Here is a 17142-nt window from a genome sequence, read left to right on the forward strand (position 1 = left end):
CCCGCTCCCACTTTTGATTTTCATCGGCCTGTCGATTTCCAACCCCATTTGCGAGGTTTCAACGGATGAGACTCCTCGGCATTCTATGCCTGCTCCTGACCCTCAACGGCTGCAGCTCGCTGCTGTTCTACCCCGAGCCCGGCCTGCCGTTTACCCCACAGCAGGCGCGCCTGGAATACCGCGACATCACCCTGACCACCGCCGATGGCTTGAAATTGCGGGCCTGGTGGCTGCCGGCCAAGCCTGGCGTGCCGCTCAAGGGCACGGTGCTGCACCTGCACGGCAACGGTGGCAACCTGGCCGGGCACCTGGGTGGCAGTTGGTGGCTGCCAGCCCAGGGCTATCAAGTGCTGATGCTGGACTATCGCGGCTATGGCGTATCAGAAGGCAAACCTTCGTTGCCGGCCATCTACCTGGACCTGGACGCGGCCTTCCAGTGGCTCGACCAGGCCCCCGCAACCCAGGGCCAGCCGCTGATAGTCCTCGGCCAGAGCCTGGGCGGGGCGTTGGCCGTGCATTACCTGGCTGCCCATCCCGAGCGCCAGCCTCGGCTCAAGGCGCTGGTATTGGACGGTGTACCCGCCAGTTATCGTGATGTAGGGCAATTCGCCCTGAGCACTTCCTGGTTAACATGGCCGTTTCAGGTGCCGTTATCGTGGCTGGTACCGGACGCCGACAGTGCGATCCACGCCATGCCACAGCTGACTGGCGTGCCGAAACTGCTGTTCCACAGTCTGGATGACCCGATCGTGCCGCTTTCCAACGGCATCCGCCTGTATCAAGCTGCGCCGCCACCCAGGGTGCTGCAACTGACCCGGGGTGGGCATGTGCAGACTTTTGCCGACAAGACCTGGCAAACCGTGATGCTGCGTTATCTTGACGACCCGCAGCATTTCAATGGCTTGCGTCGCCTGGGGGAAATTCCCAATTACCCGGCGGCGCCCAATTCCAACATTGAATCATCAGAGAGCCCGCAATGAGCGAAGAACGCAACATGATCCCCCTGATCCTCACTGGCATCGGCACCATCATCGGCACCGTCGGCTGCCTGTGGTACTACGGCTACCTGCACTTCGCCAAGCCCGAGGATGCGTTGCTGCTCAGCGACTTCACCATGCTCAAGACCGTTCCTGGCGAGGACTATAAAGTCTCCCTCACGCCGGCTCCCCAGGTGGCGCAGTGCGTTGACGGTGTGCTGGTGTTGTTCGATACCGAGCAAAAAGGCCTGACGGGCGTGCTGGTGAATAACAAGAAGCAGGCGGTGCGTTGCATGGGCCAGGAAACCCCGCAATTGCAGGAGTAAGCCGGTCGGTAGTTTTTGGAACCATATCCTGTATGACACCACTGATTGGGTTGTCAGCGTTGCTGACAAGTAACCCTTTAATTCAGTGGAGTATCACTATGAGTATTGGTGGCGTAGGTGGTGGTAGCGGGTTTGGCAACTTCGGCGGCGCCGGCATGGGTGATTCCGGCAATATGGTCGGCAAGGGCGCCGAGGGTGGTCAACAGCAGGGCGGTATTGACCCTGAAGCGCTGAAGAAACTCCTGGCGCAACTGTTGGGCGGTGCGGGTGGCGCAGGCGGATCCCAGGGCAGTGGCGGCAGTGGTGGCGGCGAGGAGGGTGATCAAGGCCCTATGAGCAAGCAGATGAGTGGCGAGGGACAGCAAGGCATGCAGATGCCTCAAGAGAACGACAGTAAGATCAACTTCGGCTAATCGCAAGAAATCTGCCGACAGGTGTTTTTTTGCAAAAAAAGCCTTGCCTGGGACACAGGCAAGGCTTTCAGGCCAGTAGACGTCAGTCGGTTATTGCACCGAAGAACGTGGCTTGACCGGCTGGTTGTCGTTGGAGATGGTCACTTCAACGCGACGGTTCATGGCACGGCCCGAAACGCTGGCGTTATCGGCAACCGGGTATTCCTTGCCGTAGCCGGCAGTCACGATGCGGCTTGGATTAACGCCCATCTTGATCAGCGCAACCTGTACCGAAGTGGCACGGCGCTCAGACAGGGTCTGGTTGTAGGCCGCGCTGCCGGTGCTGTCGGTGTAACCTTCAACAATCACTTTGCGATCCGGGTTTTCCTGGAGGAATTGCGCCAGTTTGTTGATGTTCACCAGGCCACTGGATTTCAGGTCGGCCTTGTTGGTGGCGAACAGCACATCACCGAAAGTCACCAGGGTACCGCGTTCAGTCTGCTTGGCATTCAAGCTGTTTTGCAGTTGCTTGATCTGCGCATCGCGGGCTTCGAGCAGGGCACGGGCACGTTGGTCACCGGCGTTTTTCAGCTTGGCTTCGGACTCGCGCAGGGCGATGGTGTCCTTGGCTACTTCAACACGCTGGTTGGTCAGGTAGGCCAGTTGGTCGACCTTCTTCTCGTCTTCCTTGTCACGGTAGGCCTTGTCGGCCTTGTCCAGCCATTCGCTGGCGTCCTTGGTTTCCAGGGCGGCGATTTTGGTCGCTTGCGGGTTGGCTTGCAGGGCCGAGAAGTTGGTCCGTGCATTTTCCAGGTTCGCGTTCGGCGGGGTGGAGCAAGCCGCCAGTGCAACGCTCATCGCCAGCAGGGCAGGGATCATCAATTGTTTACGCATAGTGGTGTCGTCCTTTCAATTCGATTTCGGGTGCGATGCAAACAAGGGCGGTGCTTACTTCTGCTGGATCACAGCAGGGCGCATGCCTTCGTTACGCAGCTCCTCGACAGCCTTCTGGGAATCCTTCACCGACAGCTCGGCCTTGGCCGCCTGGGCCTTGCGCTCTGCAACGCGCGCATCCCATTCAGCCTGTTCGGCCAGACGACGGGCTTCGTCGTACTTCTTGTCATGCATGGCCAGCTCGGCTTGCTTGAGCTTGTCCTGGGCTGCCTTCATTTCCACGGCCGCGTATTCGGTACCGCCAGCGCTTACGGCGCTGTTCACAGCCGATTGGGTCACGGCGTACTGCTCGGTCGGCGGGTTGCCGGCACAGCCCGCCAGGACGAAGCTGGTACCGATTGCCAACGCGGCCAATTTGAGCCCGCGCAGATGGTTAAACGAGGATTTGGCAGTGCTGGTCTTCATCGTCTTCAACTCCATTGGATAACTCCTGAAAAACATCAAATCCATCTACGGTGTTCAGCGTCTGCGTTTGGCGGTGAAGCTCAGCATGCCTTTTCAAACGCCTGTTCCAAGTGATGGCTTACTGGCTGTGACCCGAGGCTTTTTTGAATAGTTCAGCGAAAGATGGCGATTTGCCCGAAAAAACATCTGAACAAATCTGACTAAGAGGTCGGCGTTTAAAAAACGGAACTTTTGCCACGTGCAGCGGTATGCCGGGCCTATAAAAGGCCCGGAGTTCAAGGGGTTGGTGGTTTTAACAGATGTTTATCAGTGCTTCTGATCGTCAGGCATGGCCGACATGTCGTGCAGATAGCGCCGTGACAGCGACAGGAAACGCGGCGTCGGGCCTACGTCTTCATACAAGGGATCACCTTCTTCATCGGTGGCCACCACGTTCCGGCCCTGGATATACGGAAAGCTGGCTTCCAGCTCTTCCAGGGCGGCGCCGATCAGTTCGCCGAGCAATTCCTCGGTGCTGCGCTTGGGGTACATCTCGCGGATGGCCGCCAGCCGTGCGGCGGCCTCTACATCCAGGTGGATGGCATATTCGGTCTTGGTCAATCGACCCTTGGCGGTCTCTTCCCATTGCTGGGCCAGTTCTCGGATTTTCATGGCAACCTCAGTAAAGCCCAGGGTAGCGGGCGGTGATGAGTGACCGGTCGCGGCGTGGATAACGCGTCGACGTAACCTTGAGACTAGCTGCAACCCACAAAGTTGTCGGAGCCGGCTTGCCGAACATTGCTTGTAAGACCGCGCCTTGATCGGCACTCTTGAAGGTCAAAGCATCCCGGATTCCTGGCTGGAGATTGGCTGATGAGCGATATCGATGCACGTTTGCGTGAAGATGTTCACCTGCTGGGTGAACTGCTGGGCAATACGATTCGAGAACAATACGGTGATGAGTTTCTCGACAAGATCGAGCAGATTCGCAAGGGCGCCAAGGCCGATCGCCGTGGCGGGGCAACGGAGGCGGCGGCTGGCGAAGAGCTCAGCGCCAGCCTCAATCAGTTGCAGGAAGACGAACTGCTGCCAGTGGCGCGTGCGTTCAACCAGTTCCTTAACCTGGCCAATATCGCCGAACAGTACCAACTGATTCATCGACGCGATGAATCCCAGCCGGCGCCGTTCGAATCGCGGGTGCTGCCCGAGTTGTTAGCGCGTTTGCAACGTGAAGGCCATAGCAGTGAGTCCCTGGCCCGGCAGTTGGCGCGCCTGGACATCGAACTGGTGCTCACCGCCCACCCCACCGAAGTTGCGCGCCGTACCCTGATCCAGAAATACGACGCCATCGCCGCACAATTGGCCCTGCAGGACCACCGTGACTTGACCTGCGCCGAGCGCGAGCAGATTCGCCAACGCCTGCAACGCCTGATCGCAGAAGCCTGGCACACCGAAGAAATCCGTCGTACCCGGCCCACGCCGGTGGACGAGGCCAAGTGGGGTTTTGCGGTAATCGAGCATTCGCTGTGGCATGCCATCCCCAACTATCTGCGCAAGGCCGATCAAGCCTTGCATGCCGCCACTGGCTTGCACCTGCCCCTGGAGGCGGCACCGATCCGTTTCGCTTCGTGGATGGGCGGCGACCGTGACGGCAACCCCAACGTCACCGCACCGGTCACCCGCGAAGTGCTGCTGCTGGCGCGCTGGATGGCGGCAGATCTGTACTTGCGTGATATCGATCACCTGGCGTCCGAATTGTCGATGCAGCGGGCCAGCCCCGAGTTGCAGGCCAAGGTCGGTGATAGCGTCGAGCCTTACCGGGCGTTGCTCAAGCAATTGCGCGAACGCCTGCGTGCCACCCGCAATTGGGCGCATGCGGCGTTGACCAGCAGCCTCCCGGCGCCGGCCGATGTACTGCAAAACAATCGTGACCTGCTGGAGCCGCTGGAACTGTGCTATCAGTCCTTGCACGCCTGCGGCATGGGGGTAATTGCCGACGGCCCGCTGCTTGATTGCCTACGTCGCGCGGTAACGTTCGGTCTGTTCCTGGTGCGCCTGGATGTGCGCCAGGATTCCAGCCGGCATTCGGCGGCGATGACCGAGATCACCGATTACCTGGGCCTGGGTCGCTATGAAGACTGGGACGAGGATGCGCGCATCACCTTCCTGATGAAGGAGCTGGCCAACCGCCGCCCCTTGTTGCCGGGCTATTTCAAGCCTTCGGCCGATACCGCTGAAGTGCTCAATACCTGTAAGGAAATTGCCGCCGCGCCGGCGGCCTCCCTTGGCTCCTATGTCATCTCCATGGCGGGCGCGGCGTCCGATGTGCTGGCGGTGCAGTTGTTGCTCAAGGAGTCCGGGGTGCAGCGGCCAATGCGCGTGGTGCCGTTGTTCGAGACCCTGGCCGACCTGGACAACGCCGGCCCGGTGATCGAACGCCTGTTGCTGTTGCCTGGCTACCGTGCGCGGTTGCAAGGTCCGCAGGAGGTGATGATCGGTTATTCCGACTCGGCCAAGGACGCAGGCACCACCGCTGCGGCCTGGGCGCAATACCGGGCCCAGGAACGCCTGGTGGATATCTGCCGCGAGCAGCAAGTGGAACTGCTGTTGTTCCATGGTCGCGGCGGCACCGTTGGCCGTGGCGGCGGCCCGGCCCACGCGGCGATTCTGTCGCAGCCGCCGGGTTCGGTGGCAGGGCGTTTCCGTACCACCGAGCAGGGCGAGATGATTCGCTTCAAGTTCGGCTTGCCGGATATCGCCGAGCAGAATCTCAATCTGTACCTGGCCGCAGTGCTGGAGGCGACCTTGTTGCCACCACCGCCACCTGCGCCGGCCTGGCGGCATTTGATGGATGAATTGGCGGCTGATGGCGTCCGTGCTTATCGTGCGGTGGTGCGGGAAAATCCGCAGTTCGTCGAGTACTTCCGCCAGTCCACGCCCGAGCAGGAACTGGGCCGTCTGCCCCTGGGCAGTCGTCCGGCCAAGCGCCGTGCCGGGGGGATCGAGAGCCTGCGGGCGATCCCATGGATTTTCGGCTGGACCCAGACCCGCTTGATGCTGCCGGCCTGGCTGGGTTGGGAAGCGGCGTTGAGCAAGGCGCTGGAGCGGGGCGAAGGTGAGTTGCTGGGGCAGATGCGTGAACAATGGCCGTTCTTCCGCACCCGTATCGACATGCTGGAAATGGTCCTGGCCAAGGCTGACGCGGATATCGCCCGGCTGTATGACGAGCGTCTGGTACAGCCCGACCTGCTGCCATTGGGTGCGCATTTACGCGACCTATTGTCGCAGGCGTGCGCCGTGGTGCTTGGCCTGACCGGCCAGTCGCAGTTGCTGGCCCACAGTCCCGATACCCTGGAGTTCATCCGCCTGCGCAACACCTACCTCGACCCGTTGCACCTGTTGCAGGCCGAGCTGCTGGCCCGGTCCCGCCAACAGGAAGCGACACAGGACAGCCCTCTGGAACAGGCGCTGCTGGTGTCCGTGGCCGGTATTGCCGCCGGGCTGCGTAACACCGGCTGACATTTGTCGCGTGTTCTCAAGGGCTTGCAGACAAAACCGCCGGCTGACCCGAAAGGGCTGTGCCGGCGGTTTTGTGTCGGGGTTGCACCAAGGGATACCGCGACCAAAAGGCTTGTGTGGTGCGGGTTCTTCCGACTTTTGGCGGCTTGTGTGGTTAGGGCTCGCTGTGTATCTTGATCAGCCTTTGGCCGTTTGGGCGGCCTGGATTCGTATTTTTACGAGCATATTCTACGAGATTGGCCCCATGCGGCGAATCCGAGCGTCATCTCTATAAAAAATTGAGGAGCACATCGATGCGCGTCATTCTGCTGGGAGCTCCCGGGGCCGGTAAAGGTACTCAGGCAAAGTTCATCACTGAAAAGTTCGGCATTCCACAAATCTCCACTGGCGACATGCTGCGCGCAGCCGTCAAGGCCGGCACCGAACTGGGCCTGATCGCCAAGAGCGTGATGGACAGCGGTGGCCTGGTCTCCGACGACCTGATCATCAACCTGGTCAAGGAACGCATCAGCCAGGACGACTGCAAGAACGGTTTCCTGTTCGACGGTTTCCCACGCACCATTCCCCAGGCCGAAGCCTTGGTGAAAGCCGGCGTTGAGCTGGATGCCGTGATCGAAATCGCGGTTGAAGATGAAGAGATCGTCCAGCGTATCGCTGGTCGTCGCGTGCACGAAGCCTCGGGCCGCGTTTACCACATCGTCTACAACCCGCCAAAAGTGGCTGGCAAGGATGATGTGAGCGGTGACGACCTGGTGCAGCGCAAAGACGACACCGAAGAAACCGTGCGTCATCGCCTGTCGGTCTACCACTCCCAGACCAAGCCACTGGTGGAGTTCTACCAGAAGCTGTCGGCAGCCCAGGGCAAGCCGAAGTACAGCCACATCCCAGGCGTGGGCTCGGTTGAAGCCATCACTGCCAAGGTGATGCAAGCGTTGAGCTGATCTGACGATTGGCTTGATGTTCAACGGCCCGCTTGCGGGCCGTTGTTGTTTATACTGGCGAACTTTTTTTCGATTTGGACACCCACACCGATGAGCACCCTGCTGGCCCTGGACACCGCGACTGAAGCTTGCTCCGTTGCCCTGCTGCATGACGGCAAGGTCACGAGCCACTATGAGGTGATCCCGCGCCTGCATGCGCAAAAGCTGTTGCCGATGATCAAGCAGTTGCTGCTCGATGCCGGCACCACTTTGTCGGCGGTGGACGCCATCGCCTTTGGCCGCGGCCCGGGTGCGTTCACGGGGGTGCGTATTGCTATTGGCGTAGTGCAGGGGCTGGCGTTCGCCCTGGAGCGGCCGGTATTGCCGGTGTCCAACCTGGCCGTGCTGGCCCAGCGCGCGCTGCGCGAGCATGGCGCGCAGCAAGTCGCGGCAGCCATTGATGCGCGGATGGATGAGGTCTATTGGGGCTGCTACCGCGAGACCGCCGGCGAGATGCGCCTGGTGGGTATCGAAGCCGTGCAGCCACCCGAGGCCACTGCATTGCCGGCCGAGGCCACGGGTGACTGGTTTGGCGCCGGCACAGGTTGGGGTTATGGCGAGCGCATCGCCGTACCCACGGTCGGCCAGGATGCCGCGATGCTGCCCCATGCCGAAGACCTGCTGACCCTGGCGCGTTTTGCCTGGGAACGCGGCGAGGCGATTCCCGCCGACCAGGCCGCGCCGGTATACCTGCGCGATAAAGTGGCGCAGACCAAGGCCGAACGTGGGATTGTTTGACGTCAAAAAAACGGGGATTTAGCGGCGAATTTCACCAATCGTCAGAATTTGGCCGGGTGTTTAAACCTTTCTTCATTTATGTGTTCTAGTTATCACCAGAGCATTTGCGTGCCAAGGAAAGTGCCGCTAAATTGCCATCATTGATCGCGGATCTGCATGCATGCGTATAGACGGCTTTTCCTCCCAGTCCTACCCCCTCAAGCGCAAGCCACGCAAGGCGAACGTGACGGTAGATGAGTCCGTCGAAGAATCCCCCGACTTTATTGAAGTCCAGCCCGAAACATCCCAGGGCGCGGCGCTTTCCGCACGTTCCCAAGGGGCCAGCGGTGCGCGTATCGGCGGCGTTCCGGCCCGCCAGCAAGACATGGTCTTCCCGCGCTCCATGAGCAAGAACGTCGCCACGGCCCTGGCCAGCTACCTGACCACAGCCGGCTTTGTCGAATGGGATATGGAAGTGCTGGGGCTCGATATCCACATCTGATGTTGCTGCCTTATTTCCTCGGTTGCCCGTCCTGGAGTGAAAACGCCTGGCGCGAGTACCTGTACCCACAGGACGCCCGCACCACGGATTTTCTCGGCCTGTATTGCCAGGTGTTCAATGCCTGCGAAGGCAACACCACGTTCTATGCGCGGCCTTCGGTCGCGACGGTGCAGCGCTGGGCCGAGATCATGCCCGCGCACTTTCGGTTTACCGCCAAGTTTCCCGGTGATATCAGCCACAGCGCTGACCTGCGCGAACAACTACCCGCTGCCGAAAGCTTCCTCGGCTTGATGAGCCCGCTGGGCGGGCGGGTTTCACCGCTGTGGCTGCAACTGCCGGCCAGCTTCACCCCACAGCGCCTGGGTGAGTTGGCAGGCTTTATTGACGGCCTGGAGCGCCCGCTGGCGGTGGAAGTGCGTCACCGCGACTTCTTTGCCAAGGGTGAAGCCGAGCGCAGCCTCAACCGCCTGCTGCGTGACCGTGGAGTGGAGCGCATCTGCCTGGACCCTCGGGCCTTGTTCAGTTGCACTTCAACCTCGGCCGCCGTGCTCCATGCCCAATCGAAAAAGCCCAAGGTGCCACCGCGTCCGGCCGCGTTGACGCAGTTTCCCCAGGTGCGTTTTATCGGCCATCCAGAGTTGGAGGCCAACGATCCGTTCCTGGTGCCGTGGGTTGAGAAAGTTGCGGGCTGGATCGAGGAGGGGCGAACGCCCTACGTGTTCCTGCACACCTCGGATAATCGCCTGGCGGCCCAGTTGGCGATGCGCTTTCATCAGCAATTGATGGCGCGTTTGCCGGGGTTGCCGGCGTTGGCGCAACTGCATCGGGAGCCCGCGGTGGAGCAGTTGGGGTTACTCTAGGATTCTTTTGTGCCTGGAGTCAGTCATGGATGCCCAAACCCTTCGCGCCGAATCCTTTAGAGCCCTGCACGAGCGTGATCGTGCATTCGTGATGCCCAATCCCTGGGACGCCGGCTCCGCCAAGATGCTCGCCAGCCTCGGCTTTGAAGCCTTGGCCACTACCAGTGCGGGGTTTGCCTTCAGTCTTGGGCGTCCGGATGCCGAGGGTGCGCTTTCGCTGGAAGATACCCTGGGCAACGCTGAGATGATCGTCCAGGCTACCGCGTTACCGGTGGCAGCGGATCTGGAAAACGGCTTCAGCGATACGCCTCAGGGTTGCGCCCAGAGCCTGTTGCGCGCCGCCGCTACCGGCATCGTTGGTGGCTCCATAGAAGACGCCACCGGGATTGCGGTCGATCCAATCTATCCTTTTGACCTGTCCGTTGAGCGGATTGAAGCGGCCGTCGTCGCCGCGCGCAGCTTGCCATTCCCCTTCATGCTGACGGCCCGTGCGGAAAACCTCCTGCATGGTCGCCTGGATTTACCCGACACCATTCGCCGTTTGCAGGCCTACGCTGAAGCGGGCGCCGACGTGCTATATGCCCCCGGCCTGCGCAGTGCCGAGGAAGTATTGGCGGTGGTGCGGGCGGTGGCACCCAAACCAGTGAATGTGTTGATGTCCGGTGGCCTCAAGCTCTCGGTGGTGCAATTGAGCGAGATGGGCGTCAAGCGCATCAGCGTCGGCTCGGCTATGGCCCTGGCTGCCTATGGCGAGTTCTTCAGGGCCGCACGGGAGGTTCAGGAGCTGGGAACCTTTACCTTTACCGAACGCTCGATGCCGTTCAGCCAGGCCAATCAGTTGTTCAAGGGGGAAGCGCCGAGTACGTAAGTGTCGTCGCCGTTACCGAGCTTGGGCGAGCCAGCGTTTTGCCGCGAAGCGGTCGTAAGCCATCTTGCACGGTCTAGCGGGTGGAGTGAGATCACCTGGATGGCGAGTGCTACGCGAAGGCGTAACCTGATCAAGCCGCCAGGCGCAGGTTCTGCAGGATCAGCGGGCGCGCCCAGCCGCAGTCGAAGTCCAGGGCCTTTTGCTGCTGCACCAATTCTTCTTGCGGGTACGGTTTGGCCGCAGGTGGCAGCAGGTCCAGTTCGAATTCGGCAATTGGCAGAAACAGCGGCTTGGGTTGCGGCGCAGGGCCGGGCTCGGGCAGTGGCTGGCCGGCAGTCAGCACGATTGGCCGCACCCAGCCACTTTCGAAGTTCTGCTGGCGCTGCTGGGCGACGATTTCATCCTCGGGGAACGGCACGGCCGCCGGTGGCAGCAATTGCAGTTCGAACTCGGCAATTGGCAGGAACAGCGGTTCAGGCGGGGCGATCTCGGTGTCCTGAACATCGCAATGGCGCTGGGTAACGATTTGCGTCAGCAGGTCGCTGCCGGCGCTGGGTTCGACCGAGGCGTCCACCGGCACCGGATCTGCGGCCACCTGCGCACCTGGCTCCTGGCCAAGCTGCTCGGCCAGCGCCCGGGCGAAGAAGTCCTGCCACACATGACTGACGCCGGCCAGCGCTTGGGTATTGCGCAGGCCGAAGTGGTTGTGGGTCGGCAGTACACCGGTGAATAGGGAATGAATGTCTGACATTTCTCTCGGTCGACGCTCAGGGTCTGGCAAAATGCCTGATCCTTTTTTATCGGCCGCTGTTTGCCGATCCTTAATATTTTTGAGCGTAGTAAACGATGAGCGAACAACCTGCGGCCAGCCGCATTCGGGTCGAGGCCCTGGCCGATGGTTTCCAGGCCCGTGCCGAGCACTGGGCCGAGCAGTTGGGTCTGCCCTTACAGTTGGCAGACGCCGATTTTTCCCTGCAAGTGGGGGAGCATGGCTTGCAACTGCAACAGCTGGGGCCTGATGCACCGGGTGCGGTGCGGGTGGATTTTGTCGAAGGCGGCGCAGCTCATCGCCGGCTCTATGGCGGGGGCAGTGGGCAGATGATCGCCAAGGCCGTGGGGGTGTCTCAAGGCGTGCGCCCGCGAGTACTGGATGCCACGGCTGGCCTGGGCAAGGACGCGTTTGTGCTGGCCAGCCTGGGTTGCGAGATGAGCCTGATCGAACGTCAGCCGTTGATTGGTGCCTTGCTTGAGGATGGCTTGGCGCGTGCGGCAGATGATTTTGAAGTGGCGCCGATTGTGGCGCGGATGACCTTGCTCAAGGGCAACTCCATCGAGGTCATGCGCAACTGGGAAGGTGAGCCACCGCAAGTGATCTACCTGGACCCGATGTTTCCCCATCGTGAGAAAACCGCTTTGGTGAAGAAGGAAATGCGCCTGTTTCGCCCGCTGGTGGGCGACGACCCGGATGCCCCGGCGCTGCTGGCCGCGGCATTGGCCCTGGCCAGCCATCGGGTGGTGGTCAAGCGCCCGCGCAAGGCACCGTGCATCGATGGGCCCAAGCCGAGCCATGCGCTGGATGGCAAATCCAGCCGGTACGATATTTATCCTAAAAAAGCGCTCAAGAATTAAGCTACAAGCGCTTGCCGCTAAACGCTTGCCGCTGCGTCAGCCCTATAAGCCCGCATAAACAACCCCACCACTTCCTGCACGTGCTCCTCGGCGGCCGCTTCGCTCAAGCGTTCGCCACAGCCATACAGCAAGCGGAAATTCGCCGTGCCCTTGAGCAGGCAAAAGAAGTGCTCGGCAGCGGTAAACGGTTTGTCGATATTCAGCGCCCCGCTCTGGTTGATCTTGCCCAGCAAGCGCTCCATTCCCTGCAACATCCGCATGGGGCCGGCTTCGAAGAAAATCTGCGACAGCTTGGGATCCTGATTGCCCGACGTCATCATCAGGCGATGCAGGTTCACTGATTCATCGCTGTTGATCAGCAGGTGAAAGCCACGGGCGATGTTCAGCAGCACCTTCTCCACCGGCACGCCGTCTGGCAGCTCGAAATACATCACCGGCAGTTGTGCTTCGCACTTGGCCTCGACGGCGGCGGTGAACAGTGTCTCTTTGTCGGTGAAGTGGCTGTAGACCGTCAACTTTGACACGCCCGCCTCAAGGGCCACGGCATCCATGCTGGTGCTTGCATAACCGTTGCTCAAGAACAGGATTTTCGCTGCGTCGAGGATTGCCTGGCGTTTTGCCATGTCCTTGGGACGCCCGGGGCTATTGGTGTTTACAGGATTGTCAGACATTTTCACTTTAATACTGGACTGGTGAGTTTGGTATTAATAACATACTGACCAGTATAATTACTCCAAGCACCATTTGCGAAAGGTCCTTCAGCATGCGCAGCACTTTCCTGCCCCTCGCGTTGCCTGTCAGCCTGGCTTTTTTATTGGCCGCCTGCGGCCATGAAGAAGTGCCCCCAACCACCGTGCGCCCGGCGATGGTGGTGCAGCCGCAGCCCTCGGCGCTGGCAATGGACAGCTATCCTGGCGAGGTGCGTGCCCGTTATGAGCCGGACCTGGCCTTTCGCATTGCTGGCAAAGTCAGTCGACGGCTGGTGGAGGAGGGCGAGCGCGTCAAGGCCAACCAACCGCTGGCAGAGCTCGATCCCCAGGATGTGCGCTTGCAGCTGCAGGCCACGCGGGCCCAGGTCACGGCAGCCGAGGCCAACCTGAGCCTGGTGCGGGCCGAGCGTGATCGCTACAAGACCCTGATGGACCGTCAGATGGTCAGTCGTTCCCAGTACGATAATTCCGAAAACCTCTACCGCGCAGGTGTCGCGCGCTTGCAGCAGATCAAGGCCGAATTCGACGTGGCCAACAACCAGGCCGGGTATGCCGTGCTGCGCGCCCCCCAGGACGGAGTGGTGGCCAAGCGTGCGGTGGAAGTCGGGCAAGTGGTGTCTGCCGGGCAAACCGTGTTCACCCTGGCCACCGATGGCGAGCGTGAAGTACTGATCAGTTTCCCGGAACAAAGCTTCGGCCGCTTCAAGGTGGGCCAGCCGGTCTCGGTGGAGTTGTGGAGCCAACCCGAACAGCGTTTCGAGGGGCGCATTCGCGAGCTGTCGCCAGCGGCGGATCCCAAATCGCGCACCTTTGCCGCCCGTGTGGCCTTCAACGCCGGCAAAGTCCCGGCAGAGCTGGGGCAAAGCGCGCGGGTCTTCATACAGGCCGACGGTGTCATTCCCCTGTCGGTGCCGTTGTCTGCCCTCAGTGCAGAGAACGGTGCGTCCTACGTCTGGTTGGTCAAGCCGGACAACACCCTCAAGCGCACAGCCGTGCGTATCGGCGCGTTCGGTGAGAAAAACGTGCCGGTGCTGGAAGGCCTGAGCCCGTCCGACTGGGTGATTGCCGCCGGTGTCCATGTGCTCCATGAGGGCCAGCAGGTGCGCCCGGTGGATCGTTCCAACCGGGTGGTGAATCTGGCGGCCAACAAGGAGTAGTCCCCGATGGGTTTCAATCTTTCCGAATGGGCGTTGCGAAATCGCCAGATCGTGCTGTTCCTGATGCTGTTGCTGGCTGTTGTCGGTACGTTGTCCTACACCAAACTGGGGCAAAGCGAAGACCCGCCGTTCACCTTCAAAGCCATGGTGATCAAGACCAACTGGCCCGGTGCTACAGCCCAGGAAGTCTCGCGCCAGGTCACCGAGCGTATTGAAAAGAAATTGATGGAAACCGGGGAGTACGAACGCATTGTCTCGTTCTCCCGTCCGGGCGAATCCCAGGTTACGTTCATGGCCCGGGACTCGATGCACTCGGCGCAGATTCCTGACCTCTGGTACCAGGTGCGCAAGAAGATCAGCGATATCCGCCAGACCCTGCCGCCGGATATCCAGGGCCCGTTTTTCAATGATGAGTTCGGCACCACCTTCGGCAATATCTACGCCTTGACCGGCGAGGGTTTCGACTACGCAGTGCTCAAGGACTACGCCGACCGCATCCAGATCCAGCTGCAACGGGTGCCGGATGTAGGCAAGGTCGAGTTGCTCGGGTTGCAAGACGAGAAGATCTGGATCGAACTGTCCAACCTCAAGCTCGCCACTCTCGGCCTGCCCCTGGCGGCGGTGCAGCAGGCGTTGCAGGAGCAGAACGCGGTGTCCACCGCCGGCTTCTTTGAAACCCCGAGCGAGCGCGTGCAACTGCGGGTGTCGGGTAACTTCAAGACGGTCGAAGAAATCCGCAATTTCCCGATCCGCGTGGGTGATCGCACCTTCCGTATTGGCGATGTGGCCGAGATTCACCGTGGCTTCAACGATCCTCCCGCGCCGCGTATGCGCTACATGGGGGACGACGCGATCGGCCTGGCCGTGGCCATGCGCGATGGCGGTGACATCCTGGTGCTGGGTAAGGCTCTGGAAGGTGAATTCGCACGTCTGCAGAAGAACCTTCCGGCCGGGATGGAACTGCGTAAGGTGTCGGATCAGCCAGCGGCGGTGAAGACCAGTGTGGGCGAATTCGTCCAGGTGCTGGCCGAAGCGTTGGCGATTGTGTTGCTGGTGAGTTTCTTCTCCCTTGGCGTGCGTACCGGCATGGTGGTGGCACTGGCGATTCCGCTGGTGTTGGCGATGACCTTTGCCTGCATGTATTACCTGGGGATCGGCCTGCACAAGATTTCCCTTGGCGCCTTGGTCCTGGCCCTGGGCTTGTTGGTGGATGACGCGATCATCGCCGTGGAAATGATGGCGATCAAGATGGAGCAAGGCTACGACCGGCTCAAAGCCGCCAGTTTCGCCTGGACCAGTACAGCGTTTCCGATGCTGACCGGCACGTTGATCACTGCGGCCGGCTTCCTGCCAATTGCTACCGCGCAATCGAGTACCGGCGAATACACTCGGTCGATCTTCCAGGTAGTGACCATTGCGCTGCTGGCCTCGTGGGTGGCGGCCGTGGTGTTTGTGCCTTACCTTGGGGAAAAGCTCCTGCCAGATCTGGCGAAGATTCATGCAGCCAAGCACGGCACCGATGGCCCGGATCCCTACGGCACGCCGTTCTATCAGCGCGTACGGCGCTGGGTGGAATGGTGCGTGCGCCGCCGCAAAACCGTGATCGTGCTGACGGTGTTGCTGTTTATCGGCTCGGTGGCGCTGTTCCGCTTTGTCCCGCAACAGTTCTTCCCGGCCTCCGGACGCCTGGAGCTGATGGTCGACCTGAAACTGGCTGAAGGCACCTCCCTGAGCAATACCGCCGAGCAGGTCAAGCGCCTCGAAGGTTTGCTCAAGGAACATGCGGGGATCGACAACTATGTGGCCTATGTCGGCACCGGCTCACCGCGTTTCTACCTGCCGTTGGACCAGCAACTGCCGGCGGCCAGCTTTGCCCAGTTTGTGGTACTGGCCAAGACCATCGAGGAGCGTGAAAACCTGCGCACCTGGTTGATTGAGACCCTCAACGAGCAATTCCCCGATGTGCGCTCGCGGGTTACCCGCCTGGAAAACGGCCCACCGGTTGGTTATCCGGTGCAGTTTCGCGTGACTGGCGAGCACATCGAAGAAGTGCGGGCCCTGGCGCGTAAAGTTGCAGCCAAGGTCCGTGAAAACACTCATGTGGCCAATGTGCATCTGGATTGGGAAGAGCCGAGCAAGATCGTCTACCTCAATGTCGATCAGGACCGTGCTCGTGCCCTGGGCGTGAGCACGGCCAACCTGTCGAAATTCCTCCAGAGTTCCCTGACCGGTTCCAGCGTCAGCCAATACCGGGAGGACAACGAGTTGATCGAGATCCTCCTGCGCGGCACCGTGCATGAGCGCACCGAGTTGTCGCTGCTGCCGAGCTTGGCGGTACCGACCGACAACGGCACCAGCGTGGCGCTGTCGCAGATTGCCACCCTGGAGTATGGTTTCGAGGAAGGCATTATCTGGCATCGCAATCGCCTGCCGACGGTGACTGTGCGTGCCGATATCTACGGCAAGGAGCAACCCGCGACCCTGGTCCAGCAGATCCTGCCGACCCTGGCCGAGGTGCGTGCCGAACTACCGGACGGTTATCTGTTGGACGTAGGTGGCACCGTGGAGGATTCCGCCCGAGGGCAGAACTCGGTGAAGGCCGGTGTGCCGCTGTTCATCGTGGTCGTACTGACCTTGCTGATGCTACAACTGCGCAGTTTTTCGCGCACGGCCATGGTGTTCCTTACCGCGCCGCTGGGGCTGATCGGCGTGACGCTGTTCCTGTTGGTATTCCGCCAGCCGTTTGGTTTTGTGGCCATGCTGGGGACTATCGCGCTGTCGGGGATGATCATGCGTAACTCGGTGATCCTGGTGGATCAGATCGAGCAAGACATCAAGGCCGGCCTGGATCCGTGGCAGGCAATTATCGAGGCCACCGTGCGGCGCTTCCGGCCGATTGTGCTGACGGCGCTGGCGGCGGTGCTGGCGATGATCCCGTTGTCGCGCAGCGTGTTCTTCGGGCCGATGGCGGTGGCGATCATGGGCGGGTTGATTGTGGCGACGGCGTTGACCTTGCTGTTTTTGCCGGCGCTTTATGCGGCGTGGTTCCGGGTCAAGCCGAAGTCGGTATAAGCCTGCGTAAATCGGCTACAGGATTAGGAACTGTTTCTTGCGGATCTGCCACTCAGGGAAACCTGGAATGCAGGTACCTTTTTCTGGGTGACGGA

17 protein-coding genes are annotated in these 17142 nt (G+C 60.8%); 12 read left to right on the forward strand and 5 right to left on the reverse strand.

What is annotated here, in order from left to right; translation table 11 throughout:
• Window positions 1-65 precede the first annotated feature (65 nt).
• The 3 genes from BFQ03_RS13520 to BFQ03_RS13530 all read left to right on the forward strand — a co-directional run bounded on the left by BFQ03_RS13520 (window position 66) and on the right by BFQ03_RS13530 (window position 1716).
• Window positions 66-980, forward strand: coding sequence for an alpha/beta hydrolase (locus BFQ03_RS13520; RefSeq protein ID WP_032858204.1), 915 nt, complete (start codon window positions 66-68; stop codon window positions 978-980).
• Window positions 977-1303 carry a PA3694 family proteiin gene (locus BFQ03_RS13525; RefSeq protein WP_032858203.1) on the forward strand — a complete coding sequence of 109 codons (327 nt, stop codon included), beginning with the start codon at window positions 977-979 and terminating at the stop codon, window positions 1301-1303. The genes BFQ03_RS13520 and BFQ03_RS13525 overlap by 4 nt, the downstream gene beginning before the upstream one ends.
• Window positions 1304-1401: 98 nt before the next feature.
• The gene (locus BFQ03_RS13530) at window positions 1402-1716 is read left to right on the forward strand and encodes a hypothetical protein (protein ID WP_050593310.1); all 315 of its coding nucleotides are present in this window, start codon (window positions 1402-1404) and stop codon (window positions 1714-1716) included.
• Window positions 1717-1806: 90 nt separating this feature from the next.
• Here the strand turns inward: BFQ03_RS13530 and BFQ03_RS13535 are convergent, their stop codons facing one another.
• The 3 genes from BFQ03_RS13535 to BFQ03_RS13545 all read right to left on the reverse strand — a co-directional run bounded on the left by BFQ03_RS13535 (window position 1807) and on the right by BFQ03_RS13545 (window position 3705).
• Window positions 1807-2589 (reverse strand): lipotoxin F family OmpA-related lipoprotein LptF, encoded by a 783-nt coding sequence (locus tag BFQ03_RS13535; protein ID WP_032858201.1) that lies wholly within the window; start codon window positions 2587-2589, stop codon window positions 1807-1809.
• A gap of 54 nt (window positions 2590-2643) precedes the next feature.
• Window positions 2644-3069: a DUF4398 domain-containing protein gene (locus tag BFQ03_RS13540; protein ID WP_032858199.1), complete on the reverse strand. Its 426-nt coding sequence runs from the start codon at window positions 3067-3069 to the stop codon at window positions 2644-2646.
• Window positions 3070-3360: 291 nt separating this feature from the next.
• Window positions 3361-3705, reverse strand: a complete 345-nt coding sequence (locus BFQ03_RS13545; protein ID WP_032858198.1) for a hypothetical protein — start codon at window positions 3703-3705, stop codon at window positions 3361-3363.
• Between the two features lie 201 nt (window positions 3706-3906).
• Here BFQ03_RS13545 and ppc point away from each other — a divergent pair, with 201 nt between their 5' ends.
• The 6 genes from ppc (at window position 3907) to BFQ03_RS13575 (ending at window position 10479) form a co-directional block, all read left to right on the forward strand.
• On the forward strand, window positions 3907-6552 hold the full coding sequence (gene ppc, locus BFQ03_RS13550) for a phosphoenolpyruvate carboxylase (RefSeq protein ID WP_065943333.1): 2646 nt from the start codon (window positions 3907-3909) through the stop codon (window positions 6550-6552).
• Between the two features lie 293 nt (window positions 6553-6845).
• On the forward strand, window positions 6846-7493 hold the full coding sequence (gene adk, locus BFQ03_RS13555) for an adenylate kinase (protein ID WP_032858195.1): 648 nt from the start codon (window positions 6846-6848) through the stop codon (window positions 7491-7493).
• A 90-nt stretch (window positions 7494-7583) separates the two neighbouring features.
• Window positions 7584-8270 carry a tRNA (adenosine(37)-N6)-threonylcarbamoyltransferase complex dimerization subunit type 1 TsaB gene (gene tsaB / locus BFQ03_RS13560; protein ID WP_032858193.1) on the forward strand — a complete coding sequence of 229 codons (687 nt, stop codon included), beginning with the start codon at window positions 7584-7586 and terminating at the stop codon, window positions 8268-8270.
• A 160-nt stretch (window positions 8271-8430) separates the two neighbouring features.
• Window positions 8431-8751, forward strand: coding sequence for a hypothetical protein (locus BFQ03_RS13565; protein ID WP_032858192.1), 321 nt, complete (start codon window positions 8431-8433; stop codon window positions 8749-8751).
• Complete coding sequence (locus tag BFQ03_RS13570) at window positions 8751-9611, forward strand: DUF72 domain-containing protein (protein WP_032858191.1); 861 nt, start codon at window positions 8751-8753, stop codon at window positions 9609-9611. The genes BFQ03_RS13565 and BFQ03_RS13570 overlap by 1 nt, the downstream gene beginning before the upstream one ends.
• Window positions 9612-9636: 25 nt before the next feature.
• Window positions 9637-10479, forward strand: coding sequence for an isocitrate lyase/PEP mutase family protein (locus BFQ03_RS13575; RefSeq protein ID WP_032858190.1), 843 nt, complete (start codon window positions 9637-9639; stop codon window positions 10477-10479).
• Between the two features lie 130 nt (window positions 10480-10609).
• Here the strand turns inward: BFQ03_RS13575 and BFQ03_RS13580 are convergent, their stop codons facing one another.
• Window positions 10610-11230, reverse strand: a complete 621-nt coding sequence (locus tag BFQ03_RS13580; protein ID WP_065943334.1) for an energy transducer TonB — start codon at window positions 11228-11230, stop codon at window positions 10610-10612.
• 95 nt (window positions 11231-11325) lie between these two features.
• Here BFQ03_RS13580 and BFQ03_RS13585 point away from each other — a divergent pair, with 95 nt between their 5' ends.
• Window positions 11326-12108, forward strand: coding sequence for a class I SAM-dependent methyltransferase (locus tag BFQ03_RS13585; RefSeq protein ID WP_032858188.1), 783 nt, complete (start codon window positions 11326-11328; stop codon window positions 12106-12108).
• Window positions 12109-12125: 17 nt separating this feature from the next.
• On the opposite strand, the gene BFQ03_RS13590 is transcribed toward BFQ03_RS13585, so the two are convergent.
• The gene (locus tag BFQ03_RS13590; RefSeq protein ID WP_065943335.1) at window positions 12126-12779 is read right to left on the reverse strand and encodes a TetR/AcrR family transcriptional regulator; all 654 of its coding nucleotides are present in this window, start codon (window positions 12777-12779) and stop codon (window positions 12126-12128) included.
• Window positions 12780-12871: 92 nt separating this feature from the next.
• Between BFQ03_RS13590 and BFQ03_RS13595 the strand changes: the two genes are divergently transcribed.
• Both BFQ03_RS13595 and BFQ03_RS13600 read left to right on the forward strand, forming a co-directional pair.
• A complete protein-coding gene (locus tag BFQ03_RS13595; protein ID WP_065943336.1) occupies window positions 12872-13975 on the forward strand; it encodes an efflux RND transporter periplasmic adaptor subunit in 1104 nt (367 codons plus the stop codon).
• A 6-nt stretch (window positions 13976-13981) separates the two neighbouring features.
• Window positions 13982-17047, forward strand: coding sequence for an efflux RND transporter permease subunit (locus BFQ03_RS13600; RefSeq protein ID WP_032858185.1), 3066 nt, complete (start codon window positions 13982-13984; stop codon window positions 17045-17047).
• The last annotated feature ends 95 nt before the right edge of the window (window positions 17048-17142 follow it).

This window comes from Pseudomonas sp. 25 R 14, assembly GCF_900004755.1.
Lineage (GTDB): Bacteria > Pseudomonadota > Gammaproteobacteria > Pseudomonadales > Pseudomonadaceae > Aquipseudomonas > Aquipseudomonas brenneri.

Coding starts and splice junctions, on each gene's coding strand:
- BFQ03_RS13570 (WP_032858191.1), top strand. CDS start 8,751: ATGTTGCTGCCTTATTTCCTCGGTTGCCCGTCCTGGAGTGAAAACGCC.
- ppc (WP_065943333.1), top strand. CDS start 3,907: ATGAGCGATATCGATGCACGTTTGCGTGAAGATGTTCACCTGCTGGGT.
- BFQ03_RS13520 (WP_032858204.1), top strand. CDS start 66: ATGAGACTCCTCGGCATTCTATGCCTGCTCCTGACCCTCAACGGCTGC.
- BFQ03_RS13575 (WP_032858190.1), top strand. CDS start 9,637: ATGGATGCCCAAACCCTTCGCGCCGAATCCTTTAGAGCCCTGCACGAG.
- BFQ03_RS13535 (WP_032858201.1), bottom strand. CDS start 2,589: ATGCGTAAACAATTGATGATCCCTGCCCTGCTGGCGATGAGCGTTGCA.
- BFQ03_RS13530 (WP_050593310.1), top strand. CDS start 1,402: ATGAGTATTGGTGGCGTAGGTGGTGGTAGCGGGTTTGGCAACTTCGGC.
- BFQ03_RS13525 (WP_032858203.1), top strand. CDS start 977: ATGAGCGAAGAACGCAACATGATCCCCCTGATCCTCACTGGCATCGGC.
- BFQ03_RS13590 (WP_065943335.1), bottom strand. CDS start 12,779: ATGTCTGACAATCCTGTAAACACCAATAGCCCCGGGCGTCCCAAGGAC.
- BFQ03_RS13565 (WP_032858192.1), top strand. CDS start 8,431: ATGCGTATAGACGGCTTTTCCTCCCAGTCCTACCCCCTCAAGCGCAAG.
- BFQ03_RS13545 (WP_032858198.1), bottom strand. CDS start 3,705: ATGAAAATCCGAGAACTGGCCCAGCAATGGGAAGAGACCGCCAAGGGT.
- BFQ03_RS13595 (WP_065943336.1), top strand. CDS start 12,872: ATGCGCAGCACTTTCCTGCCCCTCGCGTTGCCTGTCAGCCTGGCTTTT.
- adk (WP_032858195.1), top strand. CDS start 6,846: ATGCGCGTCATTCTGCTGGGAGCTCCCGGGGCCGGTAAAGGTACTCAG.
- BFQ03_RS13585 (WP_032858188.1), top strand. CDS start 11,326: ATGAGCGAACAACCTGCGGCCAGCCGCATTCGGGTCGAGGCCCTGGCC.
- BFQ03_RS13600 (WP_032858185.1), top strand. CDS start 13,982: ATGGGTTTCAATCTTTCCGAATGGGCGTTGCGAAATCGCCAGATCGTG.
- BFQ03_RS13540 (WP_032858199.1), bottom strand. CDS start 3,069: ATGGAGTTGAAGACGATGAAGACCAGCACTGCCAAATCCTCGTTTAAC.
- tsaB (WP_032858193.1), top strand. CDS start 7,584: ATGAGCACCCTGCTGGCCCTGGACACCGCGACTGAAGCTTGCTCCGTT.
- BFQ03_RS13580 (WP_065943334.1), bottom strand. CDS start 11,230: ATGTCAGACATTCATTCCCTATTCACCGGTGTACTGCCGACCCACAAC.